The organism is Agrobacterium tumefaciens, from assembly GCA_025559845.1.
Classification (GTDB): domain Bacteria; phylum Pseudomonadota; class Alphaproteobacteria; order Rhizobiales; family Rhizobiaceae; genus Agrobacterium.
Map to the genome: position 1 here is coordinate 1960958 of CP048469.1, position 23451 is coordinate 1984408.

Genomic DNA, 23451 nt, shown 5'->3' on the forward strand with positions numbered 1-23451 from the left:
CCGTCTCCTTACCAGCTCGACTTGACAACGCCAGGCACCTTGCCCGAGTTGCCCAGCTCACGAAGCGCAATACGCGACATCTTGAGCTTGCGATAGAACGCGCGCGGACGGCCCGTTACTTCGCAGCGGTTGCGGATACGCGTCTTCGAGCCGTCACGCGGCAGCGAAGCGAGCTTCAGGGTGGCCTGGAACCGCTCTTCGATCGGAAGGGACTGGTTCATGACAATAGCCTTGAGGGCGGCGCGCTTGCCGGCCTGGGAGGCAACTGTCTTGCGGCGGCGCTTGTTCTTTTCAACTGCGCTTGTTTTCGCCATATCGGAGTTCCTTTTCTACGCTCGTCGTTACGGTTAGTGACGGAACGGGAAGTTGAACTCTGTCAGAAGAGCCCGTGCTTCGTCGTCCGAAGTCGCCGTCGTGCAAACGATGATGTCCATGCCCCACATCTGATCAACCTTATCGTAGTTGATCTCAGGGAACACAATGTGCTCCTTGATGCCCATGGCGAAGTTGCCACGGCCGTCAAAGCTCTTCGGGTTCAAGCCCCGGAAGTCGCGAACACGCGGCAGCGCGATGTTGACCAGACGATCAAGGAATTCGTACATGCGCGCGCCACGAAGGGTAACCTTCGCACCGATCGGCATGCCTTCGCGAACCTTGAAGCCCGCGATGGAGTTGCGAGCGCGGGTAACAACCGGCTTCTGACCAGCGATAGCGGCCAGATCAGCAGCAGCAACCGTAGGCTTCTTGGAGTCAGCAGTTGCTTCACCAACGCCCATGTTGATGACGATCTTGTCGATCTTCGGGATCATCATAACGTTAGCGTAGGAGAACTTCTCCTGCATGGCGCCACGGATACGCGAAACGTATTCCGCCTTGAGACGCGGTTCGTACTTGGTCTCAGCCATCGATGACTTCTCCCGAACGCTTGGCCACACGGACCTTCTTGCCTTCTACAACCTTGAAGCCAACGCGAGTCGGCTTGCCATCCTTATCGGCAATGGCAATGTTGGAGATGTGCAAGGATGCTTCCTTGTTGATGATGCCGGCTTCCTGGCTCTGGGTCTGGCGCTGGTGACGCTTCACCATATTAACGCCACTCACGACAGCCCGGTCTTCCTTCGGCAAAACCTGGATTACTTCACCGGTGCGGCCCTTGTCCTTACCGGTCAATACGACAACCTTGTCGCCTTTACGAATTTTCTGCATCGCATTCGCTCCTTACAGTACTTCCGGAGCCAGCGAGATGATCTTCATGTGGTTCTTAGCGCGGAGTTCGCGCGGAACCGGTCCGAAGATACGCGTGCCGATCGGCTCTTTCTTGTTATCGATAAGAACTGCTGCGTTGTTATCGAAACGGATGACGCTGCCGTCAGCGCGGCGGATGTCCTTGGCGGTACGAACTACAACCGCCTTCATCACGTCGCCCTTCTTGACGCGGCCGCGCGGAATAGCTTCCTTGATGGAAACGACAATGATGTCGCCAACAGAAGCATACTTGCGCTTCGAGCCGCCCAGCACCTTGATGCACATGACACGACGTGCGCCGGAATTATCCGCCACGTCGAGGTTTGTTTGCATCTGAATCATGTCAGGTCGCCTTCTTGTTGTTACCGGAACGGTTGGGCAAACTCTTACGAGCAAGCCCCCTGCCCCAGCTTATGAATATCTGTTTGTTTGCGCGGAAAAGTCGTGACAGGGTGGTTTCCCGAAGGACCTTCCGTGCGCATCAAAGCAAAAGACGCCCGTGACACGAGCGTCCTTGCGGTGCTTCATACAGATTTTCGCGCCGAATACAAGTGAGTCGGCGCGATTCTGTTGAAATTAAGCGTGGGCAGATACAACCGTCCAGCGCTTGTCCTTGGAGATCGGTGCGCATTCCTCGATGGAAACGACATCGCCGACCTTGTACTGGTTGTTTTCGTCGTGCGCCTTGTACTTCTTCGAACGGCGAACGGTTTTCTGGAGCAGCGGGTGAGCGAAACGACGCTCAACCCGGACCACTACGGTCTTCTCGTTCTTGTCGGAAACGACGACGCCTTGCAGGATGCGTTTGGGCATATTGTTCTTCCCTTAGGCCTTGGCTTCTGCCGCCTTCTGGCGGGCAATGGTTTTGACGCGGGCGATGTCCTTACGGACTTCGTTGATGCGCGAGGACTTTTCCAGCTGGCCGGTTGCCTTCTGGAAGCGCAGGTTGAACTGCTCCTTCTTCAGGTCAGCGAGCTTGTCCTTGAGCTGATCGGCGCTGAGGCCGCGAACGTCTTCGGCTTTCATGTGCCTTGCTCCTTACTCTGCGATGCGCTGTACGAAGCGCGTCTTCACCGAGAGCTTGGCAGCGCCGAGACGAAGCGCCTCGCGGGCGATCTCCTCGGACACACCGTCGATCTCGAACATCATACGACCGGGCTTGACCTTGCATGCCCAGTAATCGACCGAACCCTTGCCCTTACCCATACGAACTTCGGTCGGCTTAGCCGTAACCGGAACGTCAGGGAACACACGGATCCAAACACGACCTGCGCGCTTCATGTAACGCGTGATCGCGCGGCGGGCCGCTTCGATCTCGCGTGCATTCACGCGGTTCGGTTCCTGCGACTTCAAGCCGAATTCACCGAATGCCAGGTCAAAGCCGCCCTTAGCGACGCCTTTGATGCGTCCCTTGAACTGCTTGCGGTACTTAGTACGCTTTGGCTGCAACATTTTCTTACTTCTCCGAGCTTATCTTTCGCCAGCGTTTATCAAGCGTTTTCGCGACGACGATCGGAACGATCGCCACGCTCGCGGCTTGCCGGACCCTGGGCATCGCCTTCGAGCGCACGACGCTCGGAAGCCATCGGATCGTGCTCAAGGATTTCGCCCTTGAAGATCCAGACCTTGATGCCGCAGATACCGAATGCGGTTTCGGCTTCAGCCGTACCGTAGTCGATGTCCGCACGCAGCGTGTGGAGCGGAACGCGGCCTTCGCGGTACCATTCGGTACGAGCGATTTCGGCACCACCGAGACGACCACCGCAGGTGATCTTGATGCCTTCGGCGCCAAGACGCATTGCGGACTGAACAGCGCGCTTCATCGCACGGCGGAAAGCCACGCGGCGTTCGAGCTGCTGGGCGATCGACTGTGCAACGAGGGTTGCGTCGACTTCCGGCTTACGCACTTCAACGATGTTGAGGTGCGTTTCGGAGTTGGTCATCTCGGAAAGCTTCTTGCGAAGCTTTTCGATGTCTGCACCCTTCTTGCCGATGATCAGACCCGGACGAGCCGAGTGAATGGTCACGCGGCACTTCTTGTGCGGGCGCTCGATGACAACCTTGGCAATACCAGCCTGCTTGAGTTCCTTGACCAGGTAAGCCCGGATAGCAAGGTCTTCGTGCAGCAGCTTGCCGTATTCAGCGGTGTCAGCGTACCAGCGGCTGTCCCAGGTACGGTTGATGCCGAGGCGGAAGCCGATTGGATTGATTTTCTGACCCATTATGCGGCCTCCCCTTTTTCCTCGACTTCACGAACAACGATCGTGAGGTGAGAGAACGGCTTTTCAATGCGGGATGCACGACCACGGCCACGAGCGTGGAAACGCTTCATGGTGATGGACTTGCCAACATAAGCCTCGGCGACGACGAGAGCGTCGACGTCGAGATCATGGTTGTTTTCCGCATTGGCAATTGCAGATTCGAGCGTCTTCTTGACGGTGCCTGCAATGCGCTTGCGGGAGAATTCGAGCTCAGCGAGAGCGCGATCAACCTTCTTGCCACGGATAAGAGCGGCAACCAGGTTCAGTTTCTGGGGGCTGACGCGAAGCGTACGGGCAACGGCCTGAGCCTCGTTGTCCTTCAGCCGGCGTTCGGTCTTAGCCTTCGCCATGATTACTTCCTCTTTGCCTTCTTGTCCGCGCCGTGACCGTAATAGGTACGGGTCGGAGAGAATTCACCGAACTTGTGGCCGACCATGTCTTCGTTGACAGAGACGGGCACATGCTTGCTGCCGTTGTATACGCCGAAAGTCAGACCGACGAACTGCGGCAGGATCGTGGAGCGACGGCTCCAGATCTTGATTACTTCGTTACGTCCGCCTTCGCGCACCTTCTCAGCTTTCTTGAGAAGATAGCCGTCAACAAACGGACCTTTCCATACTGAACGAGCCATTAGTGACTTCCTCTCTTACTTCTTACGCTGATGGCGCGAGCGCATGATGAACTTGTCGGTCGACTTGTTCGAACGGGTGCGCTTGCCCTTCGTGGGCTTACCCCACGGAGTCACCGGGTGACGACCACCCGACGTGCGACCTTCACCACCACCGTGCGGGTGGTCGACCGGGTTCATGACGACGCCGCGAACATGCGGACGCTTGCCGCGCCAACGAGAACGACCGGCCTTGCCGTCGTTGATGTTGCCGTGATCGGCGTTCGAAACAGCACCGATCGATGCGAGGCAGGAGCCGTGCACCAGACGCTGTTCGCCAGAGTTGAGACGCAGGATCGCCATACCGGCGTCGCGACCAACGAGCTGAACGTACGTGCCGGCGGAGCGAGCGATCTGACCGCCCTTGCCTGGCTTCATCTCGACGTTGTGGATGATCGAACCGACCGGGATGTACTGAAGCGGCATGGCGTTGCCTGGCTTCACGTCCACTGCCTTGTCGGAGGCGATTACCTTGTCACCAGCAGCAAGACGCTGTGGCGCGAGAATGTAAGCCTGTTCGCCGTCTGCGTACGTAACCAGCGCGATGAACGCGGTGCGGTTAGGGTCGTATTCCAGACGTTCAACGGTGCCTTCAACGTCGAACTTACGACGCTTGAAGTCTACCAGACGGTAGGTCCGCTTGTGACCGCCACCTTGGAACCGGACGGTGATCCGGCCCTGGTTGTTACGGCCACCCTTGGAGCTGAGGCCCTCGGTAAGAGCCTTTACCGGCTTGCCCTTGTAGAGCGAAGCGCGGTCCACGATAACCAGCTGGCGCTGGCTTGGCGTGGTCGGATTGAAACTTTTCAATGCCATTTTATTGTTCCCTTTTGGGTCTTTGCCCGCTTGGGCCTAACCTTTAGAGTCCGGTGGACACGTCGATGGATTGACCTTCGGCGAGCGTAACGACGGCTTTCTTGACGTCTTTAAGCTTACCGGCGAACCCACGGAAACGACGGGTCTTACCCTTGCGGATAAGCGTGTTCACAGCCGTGACTTTGACGCCGAAGAGAGCTTCAACAGCAGCCTTGATTTCAGGCTTAGAAGCGTCCTTGGCGACATTGAATACGACCTGGTTCTGTTCGGATACCAGCGTCGACTTTTCCGTGATCGAAGGAGATACGATCACATCGTAGTGGCGAAGATCCGTCATTTGAACCGCTCCTCCAGAGCCTCTACAGCAGCCTTGGAAAGCACCAGCTTGCCACGGCGCAGGATGTCGTAAACATTGATGCCCTGTACCGGCAGAACGTCCACGTTCGGGATGTTCTGAGCTGCGAGCTTGAAGTTGCCATCAAGTTCTGCGCCGCCGATAACGAGAGCGTTGGTCAGGCCAAGCGTAGCGAAGCTGCCGAGCAGGGCCTTGGTCTTTGCTTCAGATGCAACGAGCTGATCGATGATGATCAGTTCTTCTGCCTTCAGCTTTGCAGACAGGGCGTGACGCAGAGCAAGCGCACGAACCTTCTTCGGAAGGTCATGAGCGTGGCTACGAACGACCGGGCCGTGGGCCTTGCCGCCGCCGCGGAACTGCGGAGCGCGAGCCGAATGGTGACGAGCGCGGCCCGTACCCTTCTGCTTGTACATCTTCGCACCGGTGCGGGAAACTTCTGCACGGGTCTTGGACTTGTGGGTTCCCTGCTGCTTCTTAGCAAGCTGCCAGCGAACCATACGGGCCAGAATGTCCTGGCGTGGGTCGAGGCCGAAAATCTCGTCCGACAGGGAAACCTTGCCGGCGTCTTTTCCCTCGAGGGTTTTGACGTTCAATTCCATTGATAAGGCTCCCTTACTTCGCAGCCGACTTGACGGCGTCGCGGACGATGATCCAGGAACCCTTGGAACCGGGAACTGCACCCTTCACGAGGATGAGACCACGGTCTTCGTCGGTGGAAACGACTTCGAGGTTCTGGGTCGTAACGCGCGTCTGGCCCATGTGACCAGCCATGCGCTTGCCCTTCCAGACGCGGCCCGGATCCTGGTTGGAACCGGTCGAACCGTGTGCACGGTGCGAGATCGAGTTACCGTGCGAAGCGCGGCCACCACCGAAGTTGTGGCGCTTCATCGCACCGGCGAAACCCTTACCGATCGTCGTACCAGTGACGTCGACCAGCTGGCCGGCCTGAAAATGATTTGCGGTCAGTGATGCACCGATGTCGATCAGGTTCTCGGGGGAAACCCGGAACTCGACGAGCTTTGCTTTCGGCTCAACGTTGGCAGCAGCGAAATGGCCGCGGAGCGCCTTCGTTGTATTTTTGACCTTGGACTGGCCTGCACCGAGCTGAACTGCGGTATAGCCATTCTTGTCTTCCGTGCGCTGGGCAACGACTTGTACGTTATCCAGACGCAGAACTGTTACGGGAATATGCTCACCAGCGTCGTTATAGACGCGGGTCATTCCCACTTTCTGTGCAATCACACCTGAACGCATTGGTTCATCCTCTTGCGAGCCTTGAAGGGAAAACCCTCTCTGGCCTTTGTTAAGGAGTTCCCTTCGACATCTCACGACGTTTCCGGTCTCCGGTTTGGAAGCCGTTGGATTGCTCCACGTACCTTCCTTGTTATTTCGGCCCTCACTCGAGTGAGGTCAGGCCGGGTCTTAGAGCTTGATTTCCACGTCAACGCCAGCAGCGAGGTCGAGCTTCATCAAAGCATCAACAGTCTGCGGGGTGGGGTCAACGATATCGAGAAGACGCTTGTGCGTCCGCATTTCGAACTGTTCACGGCTCTTCTTATCAACGTGAGGAGAGCGGTTGACGGTAAACTTTTCGATGCGGGTTGGGAGCGGAACCGGGCCGCGAACGCTGGCGCCGGTGCGCTTTGCGGTCGACACGATTTCACGGGTAGAGGCATCGAGGATCCGGTGATCGAACGCCTTGAGGCGGATACGGATATTCTGGCCGTTCATTCGTCTTGTCCTTGTTCTTTGTTATTCGTTTCTGCACGCAGAAACACATGAACTTCTATTAATCGTGGCGCCGCAGATTTTCAAAAATCGAGAGGACTGCCCAAAGGCCAGCCAATCATTTCGGTAGTCTGTATTGCTAAAATCACCGCGCTTCGCAATCGCTTGCGAATCCAGCGGTGAGTGTGAGTGCGCGTTTACGCGCTTTCACCGAATTTTTCAAGCACTAAAAGTGCTACGCCGTCACGCTTTTTACCAAAAGCCCGACGGCGGTGCTTATCGCACCGCCGTCGGCCAGTATTTTCAGATCGAGAAATTACTCGATGATCGAGGCAACGATGCCGGCGCCGACGGTACGGCCGCCTTCGCGGATAGCGAAGCGCAGCTTTTCTTCCATCGCGATCGGAACGATCAGCTCAACTTCAACCGTGACGTTGTCGCCAGGCATAACCATTTCCGTGCCTTCTGGAAGCGAAACGATACCGGTAACGTCAGTCGTACGGAAGTAGAACTGCGGACGGTAGTTCGTGAAGAACGGCGTATGACGGCCGCCTTCTTCCTTCGTCAGGATGTAGGCTTCAGCCATGAACTTCTTGTGCGGCTTGACAGAGCCTGGCTTGCACAGGATCTGACCACGCTCAACGCCATCACGCTGTACGCCGCGAACCAGTGCACCGATGTTGTCGCCAGCCTGGCCCTGATCGAGCAGCTTGCGGAACATTTCAACGCCGGTAACAGTCGTCTTCGACGTCGCGCGGATGCCGACGATCTCAACTTCTTCACCGACCTTGACGATACCACGCTCAACGCGGCCCGTAACAACCGTACCACGACCAGAGATCGAGAACACGTCTTCGATCGGCATCAGGAACGGCTGGTCGATCGGACGCTCAGGCGTCGGGATGTACGCGTCAACTTCTTCCATCAGCTTGCGGATTGCGTTCTCGCCGATTTCCTTGTTGGAATCTTCGAGAGCTGCAAGTGCAGAACCCTTGACGATCGGAATGTCGTCGCCCGGGAAGTCGTAGGACGACAGCAGTTCGCGAACTTCAAGCTCGACGAGCTCGAGAAGTTCTGCGTCGTCAACCTGGTCAACCTTGTTGAGGAACACAACGATCGCCGGAACGCCAACCTGACGAGCAAGCAGGATGTGCTCGCGGGTCTGCGGCATCGGGCCGTCAGCAGCCGAGCAAACCAGGATCGCGCCGTCCATCTGGGCAGCACCGGTGATCATGTTCTTCACGTAGTCGGCGTGGCCGGGGCAGTCAACGTGGGCGTAGTGACGGTTAGCCGTCTCGTACTCAACGTGCGCCGTCGAAATCGTGATACCACGAGCCTTTTCTTCAGGAGCTGCGTCGATCTGGTCGTACGCCTTGAACTCGCCGAAGAACTTCGTGATTGCTGCCGTCAGCGACGTCTTGCCATGGTCAACGTGACCGATCGTGCCAATGTTGACGTGCGGCTTATTGCGCTCAAACTTGCTCTTTGCCATTAGTGGCTCTCCATACTTATCCCTGAGCGGGAATAAACTTCAAATCTCGTTTGGGGAGTACCCCGGTCACTTCTGACCGGAGTACTTTGCCTGGATTTCAGCAGCAACGTTGCTTGGAACCGGCGAATAGTGATCGAACGTCATCGAGTACTGTGCACGACCCTGAGACATGGAACGCAGGTTGTCGACGTACTTGAACATGTTGGCCAGCGGAACGTGCGCGTTGATAACAACGGCAATACCACGGCTTTCCTGACCCTGGATCTGACCGCGACGCGAGTTCAGATCGCCGATCACGTCACCGACGTAATCTTCAGGGGTAACGACTTCAACCTTCATCATCGGCTCGAGAAGCTGTGCACCAGCCTTCTTTGCTGCTTCACGGAAGCAGGCACGCGATGCGATTTCGAACGCCAGAACCGACGAGTCGACATCGTGGAATGCGCCGTCGAACAGGGTTGCCTTGACGCCGAGCATCGGGAAGCCAGCCAGAGGACCGGAAGACAGAACGCTTTCGATACCCTTCTGAACGCCTGGGATGTATTCCTTCGGAACAGCACCACCGACGATCTTCGACTCGAACTTGAAGTCTTCGCCTTCTGGGTTCGGTTCGAACAGGATCTTCACGCGAGCGAACTGACCGGTACCACCGGACTGCTTCTTGTGCGTGTAGTCTTCTTCGTGCGCCTTGGTGATGGTTTCGCGGTAAGCAACCTGCGGAGCACCAACGGTAGCTTCAACCTTGAACTCGCGACGCATACGGTCAACGAGAATGTCGAGGTGAAGTTCGCCCATGCCGGCAATGATCGTCTGACCGGATTCATCGTCTGTCTTGACGCGGAACGAAGGATCTTCAGCAGCAAGGCGGTTAAGCGCGAGGCCCATCTTTTCCTGGTCGCCCTTGGTCTTCGGCTCGATAGCGATCTGGATGACCGGCTCAGGGAATTCCATGCGCTCGAGGATAACCGGCTTCAGCGGATCGCAGAGCGTATCGCCAGTGGTGGTTTCCTTGAGGCCAGCCAGAGCAACGATGTCGCCAGCGAAGGCTTCTTCGATGTCTTCACGCGAGTTGGAGTGCATCTGCAGCATACGGCCGACGCGCTCGCGCTTGTCCTTGACCGTGTTGATGACAGACGTACCCTTTTCGAGCTTGCCCGAGTAGATACGTGCGAAGGTCAGCGAACCGACGAATGGGTCGTTCATGATCTTGAACGCGAGCATGGAAAGCGGCTCGGAATCGTCAGCGTGACGCTCGATTTCGGCTTCCGTCTTGAAGTCGATACCCTTGATCGCCGGAATGTCCAGCGGAGAAGGCAGGTAGTCGACAACAGCGTCGAGAAGCGGCTGAACGCCCTTGTTCTTGAACGCGGTGCCGCAGAACATCGGGTGGAACTTCACGTCGATGGTGCCGCGACGAACGAGTTCGCGAATCTTGTCGTTGTCTGGCATGTCGCCGTTCAGGTAGGCTTCCATCGCTTCTTCGTCGATCTCGACAACAGTCTCGATCAGCTTTTCGCGATATTCTTCAGCCTTGGCCTTCATGTCTTCCGGGATTTCAACGACATCCCACTGAGCGCCGAGCGATTCGTCACGCCAGATGAGTGCATTCATCTCGATCAGATCGATGACGCCCTTGAATTCGGTTTCTGCACCGATCGGGAGCTGCATGACAACTGCAATAGCGCCGAGACGGGTCTTGATCATTTCTACCGAGCGGTAGAAGTCAGCACCGGTCTTGTCCATCTTGTTGCAGAAGATCATACGCGGAACGTTGTACTTCTCAGCCTGACGCCAGACGGTTTCCGTCTGCGGCTCAACACCGGCGTTGGCGTCGAGAAGAGCGATCGCACCGTCGAGAACGCGCAGCGAACGTTCAACTTCAATCGTGAAGTCGACGTGGCCGGGGGTGTCGATGATGTTGAAACGGCGCATCTTGCCATCGCGACCCTTCCAGAAGGTCGTCGTGGCAGCGGAGGTGATGGTGATACCACGCTCCTGCTCCTGCTCCATCCAGTCCATCGTGGCTGCGCCATCGTGAACTTCGCCGATCTTGTGCGACTTACCGGTGTAATAAAGAATACGCTCGGTGGTCGTCGTCTTGCCGGCGTCGATATGCGCCATGATACCGAAATTGCGGTAGTCTTCGATTTTATATTCGCGAGCCATAAGGGACTGCCTTTCGATATTCGACCGGTGAGATTACCAGCGGTAATGCGAGAATGCGCGGTTGGCGTCAGCCATCTTGTGCGTGTCTTCGCGCTTCTTGACAGCGGAACCGCGGTTGTTCGCAGCGTCCATGAGTTCGCCGGAAAGGCGATCGACCATGGTCGTTTCGTTGCGCTTGCGCGCAGCAGCGATCAGCCAGCGGATAGCAAGAGCCTGGCGGCGCTCAGGACGAACGTCGACCGGAACCTGGTACGTTGCACCACCAACGCGGCGCGAACGGACTTCAACGTGCGGAGCAACGTTATCGAGCGCGGAGTGGAACACGCCGAGCGGCTCCTGCTTCGTCTTGCCCTGAACGACGTCGAACGCGCCGTAAACGATGCTTTCAGCAACGGACTTCTTGCCATGAAGCATGATGGCATTCATGAACTTGGTGACGACCAGATCGCCGAACTTCGGGTCCGGGTTGATCTCACGCTTTTCTGCACTATGGCGACGGGACATATTCTTTGTCTCTCAACTGTTATGGCGCTTTACCACGCGGAGAACCTCGCGCAGCGCCGGAATCTGTTTAAACCGAATTACTTCGGACGCTTCGCACCGTACTTCGAACGGCGCTGCTTGCGGTTCTTGACGCCCTGGGTATCGAGAACACCACGGATGATGTGGTAACGAACACCTGGCAAGTCCTTTACGCGGCCGCCGCGGATCATGACGACAGAGTGTTCCTGAAGGTTGTGACCTTCGCCAGGAATGTAGCCGATGACTTCGAAGCCGTTGGTGAGGCGGATCTTGGCAACCTTACGCAGAGCCGAGTTCGGCTTCTTTGGGGTCGTCGTGTAAACGCGGGTGCAAACGCCACGCTTCTGTGGGTTTTCCTGAAGAGCAGGAACCTTGTTGCGCTTTACCTGTGCCTGGCGAGGCTTGCGGATAAGCTGGTTTACGGTAGGCATATAACCATCCCTTGCAAAAACTACTTTAGCCACCCTTGCGGGTGGCGGTTATGCCGTTGCCGGCGACGAAGCACGCATATATCCTCATGCGCAAAACGTGGCCCGATCCGCTTTCACGGATGGACCACCAAGAGCAGAGGACAACCTCAAAGGTGTCGTGCGTGCAACATTCGTGTCTTCTACGTGCGATGAAGACCTGTTTGAGATGAACTTCAGGGAAAATATTCCCTGACGGCCAGCACAGACAGAGGCTCCGATGGCGGGCGTACTACTGTTTTAGCCAGCTTTCGTCAAGGGTGAATCCGCACATTGCCCTTTGGCATCGGGGCTTAACGCCAGCCATCAGGCCATTTCATCCCCGTTTTAACACATGTCGCCGCCGCTTGCTGTGAATTTCGCACGCAGCCTTTGGCTTTTCATAAAATCGGTCTATTGATTCCCCGTGCTCCGCTGGAAATGCGCCAGCACGACAAGGGACCGATTCCCGATCGGTCGCACCATTTTACAACTTGAGATCAAGGAACCGCGTCATGAATACTTCTCCAGACAACGACAATGGACGCGATGAGCCCATGGTCTTCATCGTCATTGGCAAAGCCTACGAACAGGAAGGTTCCGAGGGGATCGACATCCATGTCATCCTGAAGGCTCCTGACGACGATACCGCCGTGCGCGAGACACTGAACGCGCTCTCCGAAGAAGGCTTCATCGAGGCTGACCTCGACCAGATCGGCATGCTGACCGAGATCCCGGACGAGGAGCCGCACGCCTCCGCCTATCAGGGCGCGCTGGAAGGCGAAGTTGCGATCATCCGCTTCGCGTGACCTTCCGCGGCGGCATCGCCGCAGCGATGACCGCTTGGCGCAACGCAAAGACCACTTGAGATCACCAGTCCAATAAAAAACGCCCGGATCGCTCCGGGCGTTTTTTGTATCTGAGATGACCAGGGCCTCTTTCGAGGCCCCCGCCCGGCTGCCTTATTCGGCTGCCGGAGCCTGATCGGTCATGTCCTGCAGCATCTGCGTCGCAGAGCCTGCACCGGTACCCTTGCGGCGCTCCTCGAGAATGAGGTCGTCGCGCGAAGTCGCGATGCGGCGGATCTGCGTCATGGTGCCGCCGGTACCGGCCGGGATAAGGCGGCCGACGATGACGTTTTCCTTGAGACCCTGCAACGTGTCCGTCTTGCCGGCGATCGCAGCTTCCGTGAGAACCTTTGTGGTCTCCTGGAACGATGCGGCCGAGATGAAGGACGGCGTCTGCAGCGATGCCTTGGTGATACCGAGAAGAACAGGATCGCCATAAGCCGGCTTCTTGCCCTCTTCGATCAGACGATCGTTCATGTCGTCCAGCTCGATACGGTCGACATTGTCGCCAACGATGTACTGGCTGTCGCCAGCGTCGGTGATTTCCACCTTCTGCAGCATCTGGCGAACGATCACCTCGATGTGCTTGTCGTTGATGATAACGCCCTGCAGACGGTAGACTTCCTGGATTTCGTTCACGAGGTAGGAAGCGAGTGCTTCCACGCCCTTGATCGCCAGAATGTCGTGCGGCGCAGGATTGCCGTCGAGGATGTACTCACCCTTTTCGATGTAGTCGCCTTCCTGAAGATGGAAGGGCTTGCCCTTCGGGATCAGGTATTCAACGGCTTCAACACCGTCTTCAGCAGGCTCGATCATCACGCGGCGCTTGTTCTTGTAGTCGCGGCCGAGGCGGATCGTACCATCGATTTCAGCGATGATAGCGTGATCCTTCGGACGACGCGCTTCGAAGAGTTCGGCAACGCGCGGCAGACCACCGGTGATGTCCTTCGTCTTGGCGCTTTCGAGCGGCGAACGTGCAAGCACGTCACCCTGCGAAACCTTCGCACCCGGCTCGACCGACAGGATGGCGTCAACCGAAAGCTGGAAGCGGGCTTCACCACCACGGGAGAGCTTCGCAACAGCACCGGAAGCGTCCTTGATGACGATCGCAGGTTTGAGGTCCGAACCGCGCGGTGTCGAACGCCAGTCGATAACCTGACGCTTGGTGATACCGGTGGACTCGTCGGTCGCTTCCAGAACGGAAAGGCCGTCGACCAGGTCTTCGAAGTGAACAGTACCTTCCACTTCCGTCATCATTGGACGGGTGTAGGGGTCCCACTCTGCAAGACGCTGACCGCGCTTAACCTTGTCGCCGTCGTCAACGAAGATCTTCGAACCGTAGGCAACGCGCTGCGAGGAGCGCTCCTGACCACGCTCATCGAGAATGGTGACCGCCATGTTACGGCCCATTGCAATGAGGGTGCCTTCGGAGTTGCGCAGGATGTTGCGGTTCTTGATCGCAATCGTGCCCTCGTAAGAGGCTTCGAGGAACGACTGGTCAACAACGTTTGCCGTACCGCCAAGGTGGAAGGTACGCATGGTAAGCTGCGTGCCCGGTTCACCGATCGACTGTGCGGCGATAACGCCAACGGCTTCACCCATGTTGACAGGCGTACCACGTGCAAGGTCACGACCGTAGCAGACGCCGCAAACGCCAACCTGCACTTCGCAGGTCAGAGCCGAACGGATGCGAACGGACTGGATGCCCGCCTTCTCGATAACTGCCACATCGGCTTCATCGATAAGCGTACCCGCCTTGACGAGGTTTTCGCCGGAAACCGGATGATCGATGTCGTCCAGAGCCGTACGGCCGAGGATACGTGCGCCAAGCGAAGCAACAACCTGACCAGCATCGACGATGGCAGTCATGGTGAGGCCCGTTTCGGTACCGCAATCCCTGGAGTTGACGATGCAGTCCTGTGCCACGTCGACGAGACGACGGGTCAGGTAACCGGAGTTCGCGGTCTTCAAGGCGGTGTCTGCCAGACCCTTACGGGCACCGTGGGTCGAGTTGAAGTACTCGTTAACGGTCAGGCCTTCCTTGAAGTTCGAGATGATCGGCGTCTCGATGATTTCACCCGACGGCTTGGCCATCAGGCCGCGCATACCGCCAAGCTGACGCATCTGGTTCGGAGAACCACGGGCACCCGAGTGGCTCATCATGTAGATGGCGTTCATCGGCTTCTGGCGACCGGTCTCGGCATCGAACTCGACAGCCTTAATACGGGCCATCATGTCTTCCGCGACCTTTTCGGTAGCCTTACCCCAGGCGTCAACGACCTTGTTGTACTTCTCGCCCTGAGTGATCAGGCCGTCGTTGTACTGCTGTTCGTATTCCTTCACCAGGGTTTCGGTATCACCGACGATCTTCGCCTTGGTTTCAGGAATGATCATGTCGTCCTTGCCGAACGAAATGCCGGCGCGGCAAGCATGGGCAAAACCGAGCTGCATGATACGGTCGCAGAAGATGACCGTGTCTTTCTGGCCGCAATGACGGTAGACCGTGTCGATCATCTTGGAGATGTTCTTCTTGGTCATTTCCTGGTTGCAGATGTCGAACGGAATGTTGCCGTTCTTCGGCAGCAGTTCGCCGATAATCATGCGACCTGGCGTCGTTTCGTAGATCTTCGAAACCGGGTTGCCGTCGAGATCGACAGACTTGAAGCGGCCGCGGATCTTGGCATGCAGCGTGACGACCTTGTTTTCCAGAGCGTGATGCAGTTCGCCCATGTCAGAGAAGGCCATGCCTTCACCCGGCTCGTTCTGGTTCAGGATCGACAGGTAGTACAGGCCGAGAACCATGTCCTGCGAAGGAACGATGATCGGCTGACCGTTTGCCGGATGCAGAATGTTGTTGGTCGACATCATCAGCACGCGCGCTTCAAGCTGGGCTTCCAGCGAGAGCGGGACGTGAACAGCCATCTGGTCACCGTCGAAGTCGGCGTTGAAGGCCGTGCAGACGAGCGGGTGCAACTGGATTGCCTTGCCTTCGACCAGCGTGGGCTCGAAAGCCTGGATACCCAGACGGTGCAGCGTCGGTGCGCGGTTCAGAAGGACCGGATGCTCGCGGATAACCTCGTCGAGGATATCCCACACTTCCGGCTTTTCCTTTTCAACCAGCTTCTTGGCCTGCTTGACGGTCGAGGAGTAACCCTTCGCGTCGAGGCGGGCATAGATGAACGGCTTGAACAGCTCGAGCGCCATCTTCTTCGGCAGACCGCACTGGTGCAGCTTCAGTTCCGGACCCGTCACGATAACCGAACGACCGGAGTAGTCGACGCGCTTACCGAGAAGGTTCTGACGGAAGCGGCCCTGCTTGCCCTTGAGCATGTCGGAGAGCGACTTCAGCGGACGCTTGTTGGCACCCGTGATGACGCGACCGCGACGGCCGTTGTCAAACAGCGCGTCAACGGATTCCTGCAACATACGCTTTTCGTTGCGGATGATGATGCCAGGCGCGCGAAGCTCGATCAGACGCTTCAGACGGTTGTTACGGTTGATCACACGACGGTACAGATCGTTCAGATCCGACGTCGCGAAACGGCCGCCGTCGAGCGGAACCAGCGGACGCAGGTCCGGAGGAATGACCGGAACGACCTTCATGATCATCCACTCGGGACGATTGCCCGATTCCATGAAGTTCTCGACGATCTTCAGGCGCTTCATCAGCTTCTTCTGCTTGAGGTCCGAGGTGGTCTCGGCAAGCTCGGAACGCAGATCGCCAGCGATCTTTTCGAGGTTCATCGACGCAAGCATTTCGTAGACAGCTTCAGCGCCGATCATGGCGGTGAACTGGTCTTCGCCGAACTCGTCAACGGCGATCATGTACTCTTCTTCAGACAGAAGCTGGTTCTGCTTGAGCGAGGTGAGACCCGGTTCGGTGACGATGTAGTTTTCGAAATACAGAACGCGTTCGACATCCTTCAGCGTCATGTCGAGCAACGTCGAGATACGCGAAGGAAGCGACTTCAGGAACCAGATGTGGGCAACCGGCGCAGCGAGCTCGATATGGCCCATGCGCTCACGGCGAACGCGCGACAGCGTAACTTCAACGCCGCACTTTTCGCAGATGATGCCCTTGTACTTCATGCGCTTGTACTTGCCGCACAGGCACTCATAGTCCTTGATCGGTCCAAAGATGCGCGCGCAGAACAAACCGTCACGTTCCGGCTTGAACGTACGGTAGTTGATGGTCTCCGGCTTTTTGATTTCGCCGTAGGACCAGGAGAGAATCTTCTCCGGGCTAGCGATCGAAATCCGGATGGAATCGAAATGCTGCGCGGGCATCTGAGGATTGAAAAGATTCATGACCTCTTGGTTCATGCCTTGTCTCCTTGAGAGGCTAGCTGCTGCCCCTGTTTGCATCTGGACCGGTATTTCCCGGTAACACCGTCCAGAGCCATAAATACGGTTTAACCGCAGAATGCGGCGAAAGTTTCCCATCGCGGTTCGGCCCCGCGGGGAAAACCGGCAGGCGCCATTTTCAGGCGCCCGCCGCTGTCATTTTTATTCCGCCGCGTCGGGGAGCTGATCGCCTGCCTGAGCCGCGTCGAGTTTGGAGTTCTCCAATTCGACCGAAAGACCGAGCGAGCGCATTTCCTTGACGAGAACGTTGAAGCTCTCTGGAATACCGGCTTCGAAGGTGTCGTCGCCACGGACGATTGCTTCGTAAACCTTGGTGCGGCCCGCCACGTCGTCCGACTTGACAGTGAGCATTTCCTGAAGCGTGTAGGCTGCGCCGTAAGCTTCCAGTGCCCAGACTTCCATTTCCCCGAAACGCTGTCCGCCGAACTGCGCCTTGCCGCCCAGCGGCTGCTGGGTAACGAGCGAGTAAGGACCGATCGAGCGAGCATGGATCTTGTCGTCGACAAGGTGGTTCAGCTTGATCATGTACATGTAGCCGACAGTGACCTTGCGGTCGAAGGGCTCACCCGTACGTCCGTCGTAAAGAACCGACTGACCAGATTCGTGCAGACCAGCCTTCTTCAGCATCGCAGCAACGTCAGGCTCATGCGCACCGTCGAAAACAGGCGTAGCGATCGAAACGCCGCGCTTGGCTTCTTCGGCAAGCTTCACCAGCGACTCGTCGTCGAAACGCTGTACCTCATCATGCGATTCACTCGCATAGATCTCGGTCAGTTCCGAGCGAAGTTCGCTGATGTCCATCGTCTTGCGATACTCTTCGAGCATCTCGCCGATCTTCTTGCCCATACCGGCGCAAGCCCATGCGAGGTGCGTCTCGAGAATCTGGCCGACGTTCATACGCGAAGGCACGCCGAGCGGGTTCAAGCAGATGTCGACGTGCGTACCGTCTTCGAGGAACGGCATGTCCTCGACCGGAACGATGCGCGATACGACACCCTTGTTACCGTGACGGCCGGCCATCTTGTCGCCTGGCTGGATCTTGCGCTTAACAGCAACGAAGACTTTGACCATCTTCATGACGCCCGGAGGCATTTCGTCGCCGCGCTGGACCTTCTCGACCTTGTCCATGAAGCGCTGTTCAAGGCGCGACTTGGATTCGTCGTACTGACCACGCAGAGCTTCGATCTCGGACTGAACCTTCTCGTCCTCGACTGCGAACATCCACCACTGCGAGCGGGGGTATTCGGAGACGACGGCGTTGGAAAGCTCAACACCCTTCTTGAAGCCCTTCGGACCGGCAATCGACACCTGGCCACGCAGCATATCGATCAGGCGACCGTAGACGTTGCGGTCCAGAATGGCCTGCTCGTCATCGCGGTCCTTTGCCAGACGTTCGATTTCCTCGCGCTCGATTGCCATCGCACGTTCGTCTTTTTCGACGCCGTGACGGTTGAACACGCGGACTTCAACGACCGTACCGAACGTGCCCGGAGGCATGCGCATGGACGTATCGCGAACGTCTGAAGCCTTTTCACCGAAGATGGCGCGCAGAAGCTTTTCTTCCGGCGTCATCGGGCTTTCGCCCTTCGGCGTGATCTTGCCGACGAGAATGTCGCCCGGTTGAACTTCCGCACCGATGTAAACGATACCGGCTTCGTCGAGGTTCTTCAGCGCTTCTTCCGAAACGTTCGGGATGTCGCGCGTGATTTCTTCCGGACCAAGCTTCGTGTCACGTGCCATCACTTCGAATTCTTCGATGTGGATGGAGGTGAACACGTCGTCGGAAACGATACGCTCCGACATCAGGATCGAGTCTTCGTAGTTGTAACCATTCCAGGGCATGAACGCGACGAGCGCGTTACGGCCGAGAGCCAGGTCACCGAGGTCGGTCGAAGGACCGTCTGCAATGATATCACCCTTGGAGATGATGTCGCCGACGGACACAAGCGGGCGCTGGTTGACGCAGGTGTTCTGGTTCGAACGCTGGAACTTCTGCAGACGGTAGATGTCAACGCCAGACTTGCCGGCATCAAGGTCTTCCGTCGCGCGGATAACGATACGGGTCGCATCCACCTGATCGACAACGCCGCCACGACGAGCTGCAATGGCAGCACCGGAGTCGCGGGCAACGATCGGCTCCATGCCGGTACCGACGAACGGTGCCTCGGCGCGAAGAAGCGGAACGGCCTGACGCTGCATGTTCGAGCCCATGAGAGCGCGGTTGGCGTCGTCGTTTTCCAGGAACGGAATGAGAGCCGCCGCGACCGAAACGAGCTGCTTCGGCGAAACGTCCATCAGGTTGATGTTGTCGCGCGGTGCGAGCATAACTTCGCCCGAGTGACGGCAAACAACGAACTCTTCCGAGAAGGAGCCATCTTCGTTAAGCGGCGCGTTAGCCTGCGCAACGTAATACTTCGCCTCTTCCATAGCGGAGAGGTAGATCACGTCGTTGGTGACCTTGCCGTCAACGATCTTGCGGTACGGGGATTCGATGAAGCCGTACTTATTGACGCGGGCAAAGGTTGCAAGGCTGTTGATCAGACCGATGTTCGGGCCTTCCGGCGTTTCGATCGGGCAAATACGGCCGTAGTGGGTCGGGTGAACGTCGCGGACTTCGAAGCCGGCGCGCTCGCGGGTCAGACCGCCCGGTCCAAGAGCCGAAAGACGACGCTTGTGGGTGATTTCCGAAAGCGGGTTCACCTGGTCCATGAACTGCGAAAGCTGCGAGGAACCGAAGAATTCGCGAACAGCGGCAGCAGCCGGCTTCGCGTTGATCAGGTCTTGCGGCATCACGGTATCGATTTCGATCGAGGACATACGTTCCTTGATCGCACGCTCCATGCGCAGAAGGCCGAGGCGGTACTGGTTTTCCATCAGCTCGCCGACAGAACGAACACGGCGGTTGCCGAGGTTGTCGATGTCGTCGATTTCGCCCTTGCCGTCACGCAGTTCGACCAGCATCTTGACGACAGCGAGGATGTCTTCCTTGCGCAGCGTGCGCACGGTGTCTTCCGCGTCGAGGTCGAGACGCATGTTCATCTTCACGCGGCCAACGGCCGACAGATCGTAACGCTCTGCGTCGAAGAACAGCGAGTTGAACATCGCTTCAGCCGAATCCATGGTCGGCGGTTCACCCGGACGCATGACGCGATAGATGTCGAACAGAGCTTCCTGGCGGTTCTCGTTCTTGTCTGCAGACAACGTGTTGCGGATGTACGCACCAACGTTGACGTGGTCGATGTTGAGAACAGGAATCTCGTCGAAGCCGGCAGCAAGAATGATGCCGAGCGTCTTCTCGTCGATTTCGTCGCCTGCTTCGAGATAGATCTCGCCCGTCGAGTAGTTGACGATGTCTTCGGCGAGGTAGTTGCCGTACAGATCGTCATCCGTCGCCTTCAGAGCCTTGAGGCCCTTTTCGGTGAGCTGGCGGATAAGGCGCGGGGTAAGCTTCTTGCCACCTTCGACAACGACTTCGCCGGTGTCGGCGTCGATCATGTCGGTGATGACCTTGGCGTTCTTCAGTGCTTCAGGCTGGAACGGAATGCGCCAGCCGTCACCGTCACGCTCGTAAGAAGCCTTGGTGTAGAAAGTCGACAGAATTTCTTCGCCGTCCATTCCAAGCGCCATCAGAAGCGATGTCGCAGGAATCTTGCGGCGACGGTCGATACGCGCATAGACGATGTCCTTCGCGTCGAACTCGATGTCGAGCCACGAACCGCGGTAAGGAATGACGCGTGCAGCGAACAACAGCTTGCCGGAAGAATGGCTCTTGCCCTTGTCGTGGTCGAAGAATACGCCCGGCGAACGGTGCATCTGCGAAACGATGACGCGCTCAGTGCCGTTGACGATGAACGTACCGTTGTTGGTCATGAGCGGCATATCGCCCATGTAAACGGACTGTTCCTTGATGTCCTTGATGGACTTCGCACCTGTATCTTCATCGATATCGAATACGATGAGACGCAGCGTCACCTTGAGCGGCGCTGCATAGGTCAGGTCGCGCTGACGGCATTCCTCGACGTCGAACTTCGGCGCTTCGAATTCGTAGGATACGAATTCGAGCATCGAAGCACCGGAAAAGTCGGTGATCGGGAATACGGATTTGAAAACGGCATTCAATCCCTCGTCGGGACGGCCACCCTTGGGCTCGTCAACCATGAGAAACTGGTCGTACGAAGCCTTCTGAACCTCGATGAGGTTCGGCATTTCCGCTACTTCTGGAATTTTGCCGAAAAACTTGCGTACGCGCCTGCGACCGTTAAACGAAAGGGTCTGAGCCATCGTCGCTCCTTTAAAATTGCATCCGGGCCTGCAACGGACGGGAACCGATGGCCAGTCGACCCCGTCGATCAATGGGTATCATCAATCTCGTTCCACATCCCGGATCGATCAGGCCGGATTGCCTAGATGAGCCGGTTCGGAACCATTCTCTTGAAGAACCCATTACCCAAAAGCCGTTTTCACGCGGCTTTTGGGTAATCGGTTTTATTCTCAATGACGTACGGGAGAAGGCTTTCGCCCTCCCCCGCAGCAATCGCAAGATTACTTAACGTCGACCTTAGCGCCGGCGTCTTCAAGCTTCTTCTTGAGGTCAGCAGCTTCAGCCTTGGAAACAGCTTCCTTGACAGGCTTCGGAGCGCCTTCAACGAGGTCCTTAGCTTCCTTCAGGCCGAGGCCGGTGATGCCGCGAACTTCCTTGATGACGTTGATCTTGTTGGCGCCAGCGTCAACCAGGATAACGTCGAACTCGGTCTTTTCTTCTTCAGCAGCAGCAGCAGCGCCTGCACCGCCAGCAACAGCAGCAACAGCTACCGGAGCAGCAGCGGAAACGCCCCACTTTTCTTCGAGAAGCTTGGACAGTTCTGCAGCTTCCAGAACGGTCAGCGAGGAGAGGTCTTCTACGATCTTTGCGAGATCAGCCATTTTTCAGTTCCTTTAATTCGGTTCGAACCGGTTTGAATATTTACAGCGAAAAACCGCCTTAAGCGGCTTCGTCCTTCTTGGAGTAAGCCGAGAACACGCGGGCAAGCTGACTTGCCGGTGCTGCGACAACCGTAGCGACGCGAGTTGCCGGGGCATTGAGAAGGCCCAGCAGCTTTGCGCGCAGCTCGTCCAGCGAAGGCAGGGTCGCAAGCGACTTGACTGCTTCCGCGTTGAGCGCGGTTGCCCCCATGGCACCACCGAGAACAACGAGCTTGTCGTTGGTCTTGGCGAAATCCATGACGACTTTCGGAGCGGTCATCGGGTCAGTGCTGTATGCAATCAGCGTCTGTCCCTTGAAGAGATTGGTGATCTCTTCCGACTCCGTACCCTGAAGAGCGATCTTGGCCAGACGGTTCTTCGCGACTTTAACTGTGCCGCCCGCAGCGCGCATTTTCGAACGGAAGTCGTTCATCTGCGCAACGGTGACGCCAGCATAGTGGGCCACGACAACCGAACCAGAAGCCTTAAAGACTTCGTTCAGCTCCGTGACGAATTCGCGTTTTTCCGCTCTTTCCACTGTCTGTCTCCAGTAGACGGGACCGCAATCCTGCAGGCCCCATCGGGTTTGCCTTTGCCCCAAGGAACCTTGAAACCAAGGTCCGAGTGACGCTCGAGGATCCTGTCCCCCTGCTCTCTCACCCGAAGGCTGAAGGCACAAGGCACACCAGGTTCGAACCGGATTATTAAGCATCACGAGTGATGCGAAAATCCGGGTCTTACCCGTCTCATGCAGGCAAAAAGTGATTAAGGATCAACCACCTGCAATCTCGGACAGGAATTCCGGGTTTCCCCGGAAACTTCCGGCCGGTGAGGGCCGGAAATCTGTTTTGCCGCGCCTTGCGAAAAGGCGCGGCGAATTCATTAGGCGGTGACCGACGACGGGTCGATGCGAACGCCCGGACCCATGGTCGAGGAGATCGCTACGCGCTTGACGTAGTTACCCTTGGCGCCAGCCGGCTTTGCCTTGATAACGGCGTCAGCGAAAGCCTTGATGTTCTCTTCAAGAGCCTTGGCGTCGAACGAAGCCTTGCCGATGCCAGCGTGAACGATACCAGCCTTTTCAACACGGAACTCGACAGCGCCGCCCTTGGAAGCCTTGACGGCACCAGCAACGTCCATCGTAACCGTACCGACCTTCGGGTTCGGCATCATGCCACGCGGGCCGAGAACCTTACCGAGACGGCCGACGAGCGGCATCATGTCCGGGGTCGCGATAACGCGGTCGAAATCGATCTTGCCGCCCTGAACCGTTTCCAGCAGGTCTTCGGCACCAACGATGTCTGCACCGGCAGCCTTGGCTTCGTCAGCTTTGGCGCCACGAGCGAACACAGCAACGCGAACATCGCGGCCCGTGCCGTTCGGCAGGTTAACAACGCCGCGAACCATCTGGTCAGCGTGACGCGGGTCAACACCGAGGTTCATAGCAACTTCAACGGTTTCGTCGAACTTGGCGACTGCACGTTCCTTAACCATGGAAATGGCATCGGTGAGAACGTAGAGCTTGTTCGGGTCAACGCCTTCGCGAGTCTTCTGTACGCGCTTTGCAAGCTTAGCCAT

25 protein-coding genes are annotated in these 23451 nt (G+C 57.3%); 1 reads left to right on the forward strand and 24 read right to left on the reverse strand.

Annotated features, from left to right (window positions below; translation table 11 throughout):
• Positions 1–8 precede the first annotated feature (8 nt).
• From rpsN to FY156_10120, 19 genes are all read right to left on the reverse strand, one after another.
• A complete protein-coding gene (gene rpsN / locus FY156_10030) occupies positions 9–314 on the reverse strand; it encodes a 30S ribosomal protein S14 (GenBank protein UXS01782.1) in 306 nt (101 codons plus the stop codon).
• A gap of 33 nt (positions 315–347) precedes the next feature.
• Positions 348–905, reverse strand: a complete 558-nt coding sequence (gene rplE, locus FY156_10035) for a 50S ribosomal protein L5 (GenBank protein ID UXS01783.1) — start codon at positions 903–905, stop codon at positions 348–350.
• Positions 898–1206, reverse strand: coding sequence for a 50S ribosomal protein L24 (rplX, locus tag FY156_10040; GenBank protein ID UXS01784.1), 309 nt, complete (start codon positions 1204–1206; stop codon positions 898–900). Before rplX ends, rplE begins: the two co-directional genes overlap by 8 nt.
• A gap of 12 nt (positions 1207–1218) precedes the next feature.
• Positions 1219–1587, reverse strand: a complete 369-nt coding sequence (gene rplN, locus FY156_10045; GenBank protein UXS01785.1) for a 50S ribosomal protein L14 — start codon at positions 1585–1587, stop codon at positions 1219–1221.
• 234 nt (positions 1588–1821) lie between these two features.
• Positions 1822–2058, reverse strand: coding sequence for a 30S ribosomal protein S17 (gene rpsQ, locus FY156_10050; GenBank protein ID UXS01786.1), 237 nt, complete (start codon positions 2056–2058; stop codon positions 1822–1824).
• A gap of 12 nt (positions 2059–2070) precedes the next feature.
• Entirely contained in the window at positions 2071–2271 is a 201-nt protein-coding gene (rpmC, locus tag FY156_10055; GenBank protein UXS01787.1) for a 50S ribosomal protein L29, read from the reverse strand.
• Positions 2272–2283: 12 nt separating this feature from the next.
• Complete coding sequence (gene rplP / locus FY156_10060; GenBank protein UXS01788.1) at positions 2284–2697, reverse strand: 50S ribosomal protein L16; 414 nt, start codon at positions 2695–2697, stop codon at positions 2284–2286.
• Positions 2698–2735: 38 nt separating this feature from the next.
• Positions 2736–3467 carry a 30S ribosomal protein S3 gene (gene rpsC, locus FY156_10065; protein ID UXS01789.1) on the reverse strand — a complete coding sequence of 244 codons (732 nt, stop codon included), beginning with the start codon at positions 3465–3467 and terminating at the stop codon, positions 2736–2738.
• A complete protein-coding gene (rplV, locus tag FY156_10070; protein UXS01790.1) occupies positions 3467–3856 on the reverse strand; it encodes a 50S ribosomal protein L22 in 390 nt (129 codons plus the stop codon). Before rplV ends, rpsC begins: the two co-directional genes overlap by 1 nt.
• 2 nt (positions 3857–3858) lie before the next feature.
• Positions 3859–4137: a 30S ribosomal protein S19 gene (gene rpsS / locus FY156_10075; GenBank protein UXS01791.1), complete on the reverse strand. Its 279-nt coding sequence runs from the start codon at positions 4135–4137 to the stop codon at positions 3859–3861.
• 15 nt (positions 4138–4152) lie between these two features.
• Positions 4153–4989, reverse strand: a complete 837-nt coding sequence (gene rplB, locus FY156_10080) for a 50S ribosomal protein L2 (protein UXS01792.1) — start codon at positions 4987–4989, stop codon at positions 4153–4155.
• 43 nt (positions 4990–5032) lie between these two features.
• Complete coding sequence (locus FY156_10085) at positions 5033–5326, reverse strand: 50S ribosomal protein L23 (GenBank protein UXS01793.1); 294 nt, start codon at positions 5324–5326, stop codon at positions 5033–5035.
• The gene (gene rplD, locus FY156_10090) at positions 5323–5943 is read right to left on the reverse strand and encodes a 50S ribosomal protein L4 (protein UXS01794.1); all 621 of its coding nucleotides are present in this window, start codon (positions 5941–5943) and stop codon (positions 5323–5325) included. Before rplD ends, FY156_10085 begins: the two co-directional genes overlap by 4 nt.
• 13 nt (positions 5944–5956) lie before the next feature.
• The gene (gene rplC, locus FY156_10095; GenBank protein UXS01795.1) at positions 5957–6598 is read right to left on the reverse strand and encodes a 50S ribosomal protein L3; all 642 of its coding nucleotides are present in this window, start codon (positions 6596–6598) and stop codon (positions 5957–5959) included.
• A gap of 168 nt (positions 6599–6766) precedes the next feature.
• Positions 6767–7075, reverse strand: a complete 309-nt coding sequence (gene rpsJ, locus FY156_10100; protein UXS01796.1) for a 30S ribosomal protein S10 — start codon at positions 7073–7075, stop codon at positions 6767–6769.
• Between the two features lie 313 nt (positions 7076–7388).
• Positions 7389–8564, reverse strand: a complete 1176-nt coding sequence (tuf, locus tag FY156_10105) for an elongation factor Tu (protein ID UXS01797.1) — start codon at positions 8562–8564, stop codon at positions 7389–7391.
• A 66-nt stretch (positions 8565–8630) separates the two neighbouring features.
• The gene (fusA, locus tag FY156_10110) at positions 8631–10730 is read right to left on the reverse strand and encodes an elongation factor G (GenBank protein UXS01798.1); all 2100 of its coding nucleotides are present in this window, start codon (positions 10728–10730) and stop codon (positions 8631–8633) included.
• A 33-nt stretch (positions 10731–10763) separates the two neighbouring features.
• The gene (gene rpsG, locus FY156_10115; protein ID UXS01799.1) at positions 10764–11234 is read right to left on the reverse strand and encodes a 30S ribosomal protein S7; all 471 of its coding nucleotides are present in this window, start codon (positions 11232–11234) and stop codon (positions 10764–10766) included.
• 77 nt (positions 11235–11311) lie between these two features.
• Positions 11312–11683, reverse strand: a complete 372-nt coding sequence (locus tag FY156_10120) for a 30S ribosomal protein S12 (GenBank protein ID UXS01800.1) — start codon at positions 11681–11683, stop codon at positions 11312–11314.
• Positions 11684–12213: 530 nt separating this feature from the next.
• Between FY156_10120 and FY156_10125 the strand changes: the two genes are divergently transcribed.
• The gene (locus tag FY156_10125) at positions 12214–12507 is read left to right on the forward strand and encodes a transcriptional regulator (protein ID UXS01801.1); all 294 of its coding nucleotides are present in this window, start codon (positions 12214–12216) and stop codon (positions 12505–12507) included.
• A 153-nt stretch (positions 12508–12660) separates the two neighbouring features.
• Here the strand turns inward: FY156_10125 and rpoC are convergent, their stop codons facing one another.
• The 5 genes from rpoC to rplA form a co-directional block, all read right to left on the reverse strand.
• Positions 12661–16869, reverse strand: a complete 4209-nt coding sequence (gene rpoC / locus FY156_10130) for a DNA-directed RNA polymerase subunit beta' (GenBank protein UXS01802.1) — start codon at positions 16867–16869, stop codon at positions 12661–12663.
• Between the two features lie 183 nt (positions 16870–17052).
• The gene (gene rpoB, locus FY156_10135; GenBank protein ID UXS01803.1) at positions 17053–21192 is read right to left on the reverse strand and encodes a DNA-directed RNA polymerase subunit beta; all 4140 of its coding nucleotides are present in this window, start codon (positions 21190–21192) and stop codon (positions 17053–17055) included.
• Positions 21193–21453: 261 nt separating this feature from the next.
• On the reverse strand, positions 21454–21834 hold the full coding sequence (gene rplL / locus FY156_10140; GenBank protein ID UXS01804.1) for a 50S ribosomal protein L7/L12: 381 nt from the start codon (positions 21832–21834) through the stop codon (positions 21454–21456).
• Between the two features lie 58 nt (positions 21835–21892).
• Positions 21893–22411, reverse strand: coding sequence for a 50S ribosomal protein L10 (gene rplJ / locus FY156_10145; GenBank protein ID UXS01805.1), 519 nt, complete (start codon positions 22409–22411; stop codon positions 21893–21895).
• 344 nt (positions 22412–22755) lie between these two features.
• A complete protein-coding gene (rplA, locus tag FY156_10150; protein UXS01806.1) occupies positions 22756–23451 on the reverse strand; it encodes a 50S ribosomal protein L1 in 696 nt (231 codons plus the stop codon).